We start from the raw sequence: 4,285 nt of genomic DNA on the forward strand, positions 1-4,285 counted from the left end.
TTTGAAGTTATCAGACAAGAAGTGGCCTTTCTTTGACTATCCATCAGCAATTTTCTCTTCTGCCTTCATTCATTCTTGAGCTTTATCAGTATGTTCCCTACCAGAAACATTTTGCATGGCCTCCAAAGCTGCTCGAGAACCTGCCAAAATATCTCGTTCTTCCCCTCCCAAATAAAGCCTGCCAAAACTACCCACAGCTTGAATTTGCAAAATATTAATTAGAGCCGCTTTCTCCGCTTCATTAGCAGCCAAAGCAGCATAAGCAGCAGGTTGTACTTCTAATACATAGAGAGTTTGTCCACCCAAAAGCATTTGGCCCCGACGATTACGATTAATCAATTGTGCTTGGTGGGAATCAATATTCCGGATAACCTGACTAGAGACAATACGAGGTTTGAGGCGATCGCGTTCTGCCACTCCCAAAGCTTGTAAAATAGCCTTTCCAGCAGCTTTCGTATCTCCCTGACGACTGGAATGAATTTCTAGTAAACCATAAAGTCGTTCCACAAACTGTACCCCTGGCCGAACAGAATTAGACTTGAGGGCCACATCAGTAATCCGATTAATTTCAATACCTGGTGAAATCTCCACCCACAGAGAGGTATCCCCAGGTAGGGGCAAGAAGCCAAGGGCCACTGTACCAATATAAGCGGCGTGTTGAGGTTGCAAATTATCTATGTATACATAGCTGCGCAGATCTATACCCAAGACTTAAATCTCCGTTTCAATAATGAATAATGGATAATGGATAATTGATAATTGATAATTGATAATTACTAAAAGGAAGAGGATTGAATAAAAGGAAAATTTTTTCTTGTTTCTCCTTGCTCATGAGAGGATTTAAACCTTAATTATTCTGTAATGTGGAAAAATATTAACAGAATGTTGGGCAGAATTCCCTCATCTTCTAAAGGTTAGGGATGAATGCCCTACAAATAAATAAACTGCGTAGCATCCAATACGCAATTTTATTGTGTTATACTTTTACCATAAACTATGTTTTGTGTGAAATCATTGTACAGAGCTGTAAAAGTCAGAATATATCCAACTCCTGAGCAAGCCCAGAAACTAAACCAAGTAATGGGGTGTTCCAGATGGTGGTGGAATTATGCTTTGAATCTGTGCAACGAAACTTACAAAGAAACAGGTAAAGGGTTGAGTCGAGTAGCACTAAACAAAGTGTTACCTAAACTTAAGAACTCAGAAGAAACTAAGTGGCTAAAAGAGTGTTATTCTCAAGTTTTGCAGTCAACCACTCTCAACCTAACCAAAGCATTCAAGAACTTTTTTGAAGGTAGAGCTAAATATCCCAAATTCAAGTCTTATCAAAAGAGGCAATCCTGTCAATATCCTCAAAACTGCCAAGTAGTAGATAAAGGAGTGAAAGTACCTCAAGTTGGAGTGATAAAATCTTCAATTCATAGGCTATTTGATGGACAACTTAAAACCGTAACAATTACTAAAACACCCACCCGAAAGTATTATGCTTCATTATTATTTGACACCAAACAAAAAATCCCTGAAGTGATTGTTACAGGTAAAGTTGTTGGCATTGACTTAGGACTAAAAGACTTTTGTATTACTCATGATGGCGAAAAAACATCTAAGTATGCTAACCCTAAACACTTCAAAAAACATCAAAAAAACTTAGCTCGAAAACAGGCGAAATTAGCTCGTAAAAAGAAAGATAGTATTTCAAGAGAAAAAGCACGATCGCTAGTAGCTAAAGTTCACGAACGTATTAGTAATGCCCGTCAAGACTTTCTACATAAATTATCAAGAAAAATCGTTAATGATAATCAAGTAGTAGTTGTTGAAAATCTGAACATCAAGGGTATGGTTTCCTACGGAATGCTGCGCAAATGTAATCACAACTTAGCTCAAAGTATCTCTGATGTGAGTTGGGGAATGTTTATCAATTTTGTTGACTATAAACTGCAACAAAAAGGTGGTTTATTAGTAGAGATTAATAGATGGTTTCCTAGCTCTAAAACTTGCTCTAATTGTCTCTATCAAATATCAGAAATGCCATTAGATGTGAGAGAGTGGACTTGTCCGAGTTGTGGTACTCACCATGATCGAGACGAAAATGCTTCCAAAAATATTAGGGCAGAAGGCATCAGAGAAATATCGGTCTTGGGAACCAGGACTGCTGCTGGAGGAGGGGAAGTAAGACCAAAAGGTGGACGTAAGTCTGTCTTGAGGCATTCCCCTTTGAGTTCAGAAGCCCCATCCGTCTATACGGTGGGGTAGTTCACTCGTAGACATTATATGACAACACATATGCAGAGTTAGCGAAGTCATAAGTCAAAAAATAAAAGTCAAAAGTTTTCAGAGAGGGGCGGGTTCCACGTTAAGTTAATTGCTCAACATTAGATTTAGATCAACCCGCCTCCAAATTTAGATAAACCTACGTTCATTAATGGATAATAGATAATTACCTAGAGCGCGATTAATTATCAATTATCCATTATCAATTACCCATTATCCATTGGTAATTTACAGCCTACTAAATTAGCATTTTCCAGATTAGTATTCTCAAGGTTAGTATTTTCTAAATTAGCATCCTGAAGATTTGCAGATTCTAGATTAGCATTACTCAGGTCAGCACCAAAAAAATTAGTTCTACTCAAATTAGCATCCCATAATTCTGCATATTTAAAATTAGCGTTTTTCAGGTCAGCTTCTTGAAGATTAGCCCCACTTAAATTAGTATTTATTAGGTTAGCTTCCTGTAAATTTACCCTAGTCAAATTAATGTTACTTAGATTCGCATTTTTGAGCATAATTTTTCTCAAATTTGCATCACAACAATCAGCACTTTTCAAGTTAGCATAACTTAAATTAGCCTGACTTAAGTTGGCATTTTGTAAATTGACATGACTGAAGTTTATATTTACTAAATACATTCCATTTAAGTCAACATGACTGAGGTTAGCTCCCCACATAAAAGCATGACTAAAATCAACTCCTTTCAAACAAGCATGACTGAAATTACAACAGCTTAAATAAGCTTCTGTTAGATTAGCATTTTGCAAATTAGCATGACTAAAATTTGTATTTCTCAAGTCAGAATTTTTGAAGTTAGCTGAACTTAAATTAATCTGACTCAAATCAACATCCATTAATTCAGCATTACACAAATTAGCCCTAATAAATTTTCTATTACCATTTACATATAATTCTAAAAGTCTAGCTGCTTCCCATTGATATTCTGACAATGCCTGTATAACTTGAGGCTCTTCTATTTCTTGCAAAAAAGCATAAGCTTTCCATTGTATTTCTGATGAATTATCTTGTAATGCCTTAATTATTAAATCTAGGCTAATTTTTTGTGCTTTTACTGCTTCCGATAATGTAGCGATGTTATTAGCTAACAGCAATTGTTTAACATCTTCAGTGTCTAATGTTAATTTATTTGCTAAACCAGCGTTGAAAGAAACTTGATGAGGATTTTTGCTCATGATCGAGAAAGAAGGTCATTTCAGTTATCAGTCATCAGTTATCAGTACTTCCGCAATAAGGAGGCTTTAGGCCATAATTTTTCGGTAAGAGGGAAAAATCTGATGTTGTCTGAGTTTTAAGTTTTCTTTATATCAGTTTGTCATCTCAAATTTCATTAATTAACTAAGAAGAAAAATGTTTTCCCCATCAATTTCTCTCTGTTCCCTATTCCTTATTTTTAATAGACTAAATATCAATAAAAATTAGCAGTTGCCGTCAAACTTAAAGAAAGTAAAATTATTTTCTAACTATTAGAGATTTTAACCACTTTGCAGAATTGGAACTAAAGGAAAATATCTGTTTTTCTGCTTTTTTAGTTAAACGATAATTCTCTGATTTTTTGACCACATAAATGTTTGCTTTAGAAGCTTTTTTTGCAGCTTTTTCCAAAGCTTTAAATAAATCTTTTTCTTTCACAGGTATTAAATAGTTCTTGAATAAATCTTTTTCTAAACTCATTGCTTGACTTTAACTCTACAAAATTTATTTTAGCTCATAGAAGAGGCAAGAAGAAAGAAAGGAAATAGGAAAAGGGAAAAATCTGGCGTTGTCTGAGTTTTAAGCTTTTTATATAGCCAGGAACAAACTAGTGTTTCACATAAACTGGCAATCTACCTTTAACCTTGAGAGGTTGTCTGAGAAGTCCCATTTGCTACATCCAAGCCCTCTAAGTCCCCCTTTTAACAAAAAGCGCAGCATCTTCTGGCTTCCCCCGTTCAACAAAAAGCGAAGCAACATCTGGCTTCCCATCCTTCAAAAGCGCAGCATCCTCTGGCTTCCC

General features: G+C 35.7%; 4 protein-coding genes. 1 reads left to right on the forward strand and 3 read right to left on the reverse strand.

The window, feature by feature from the left end; genetic code table 11:
- Positions 1–69: 69 nt before the first annotated feature.
- On the reverse strand, positions 70–708 hold the full coding sequence (gene ccmP, locus AC3DU7_RS23610; protein ID WP_488041741.1) for a beta-carboxysome protein CcmP: 639 nt from the start codon (positions 706–708) through the stop codon (positions 70–72).
- 306 nt (positions 709–1,014) lie between these two features.
- Here ccmP and AC3DU7_RS23615 point away from each other — a divergent pair, with 306 nt between their 5' ends.
- Positions 1,015–2,253 carry an RNA-guided endonuclease InsQ/TnpB family protein gene (locus tag AC3DU7_RS23615; RefSeq protein WP_488041744.1) on the forward strand — a complete coding sequence of 413 codons (1,239 nt, stop codon included), beginning with the start codon at positions 1,015–1,017 and terminating at the stop codon, positions 2,251–2,253.
- A 224-nt stretch (positions 2,254–2,477) separates the two neighbouring features.
- Here the strand turns inward: AC3DU7_RS23615 and AC3DU7_RS23620 are convergent, their stop codons facing one another.
- Both AC3DU7_RS23620 and AC3DU7_RS23625 read right to left on the reverse strand, forming a co-directional pair.
- A complete protein-coding gene (locus AC3DU7_RS23620) occupies positions 2,478–3,464 on the reverse strand; it encodes a pentapeptide repeat-containing protein (protein ID WP_488041742.1) in 987 nt (328 codons plus the stop codon).
- Positions 3,465–3,741: 277 nt separating this feature from the next.
- Positions 3,742–3,963 carry a hypothetical protein gene (locus AC3DU7_RS23625; protein ID WP_488041743.1) on the reverse strand — a complete coding sequence of 74 codons (222 nt, stop codon included), beginning with the start codon at positions 3,961–3,963 and terminating at the stop codon, positions 3,742–3,744.
- Between the last annotated feature and the right edge of the window lie 322 nt (positions 3,964–4,285).

This window comes from Okeania sp. (assembly GCF_983059655.1).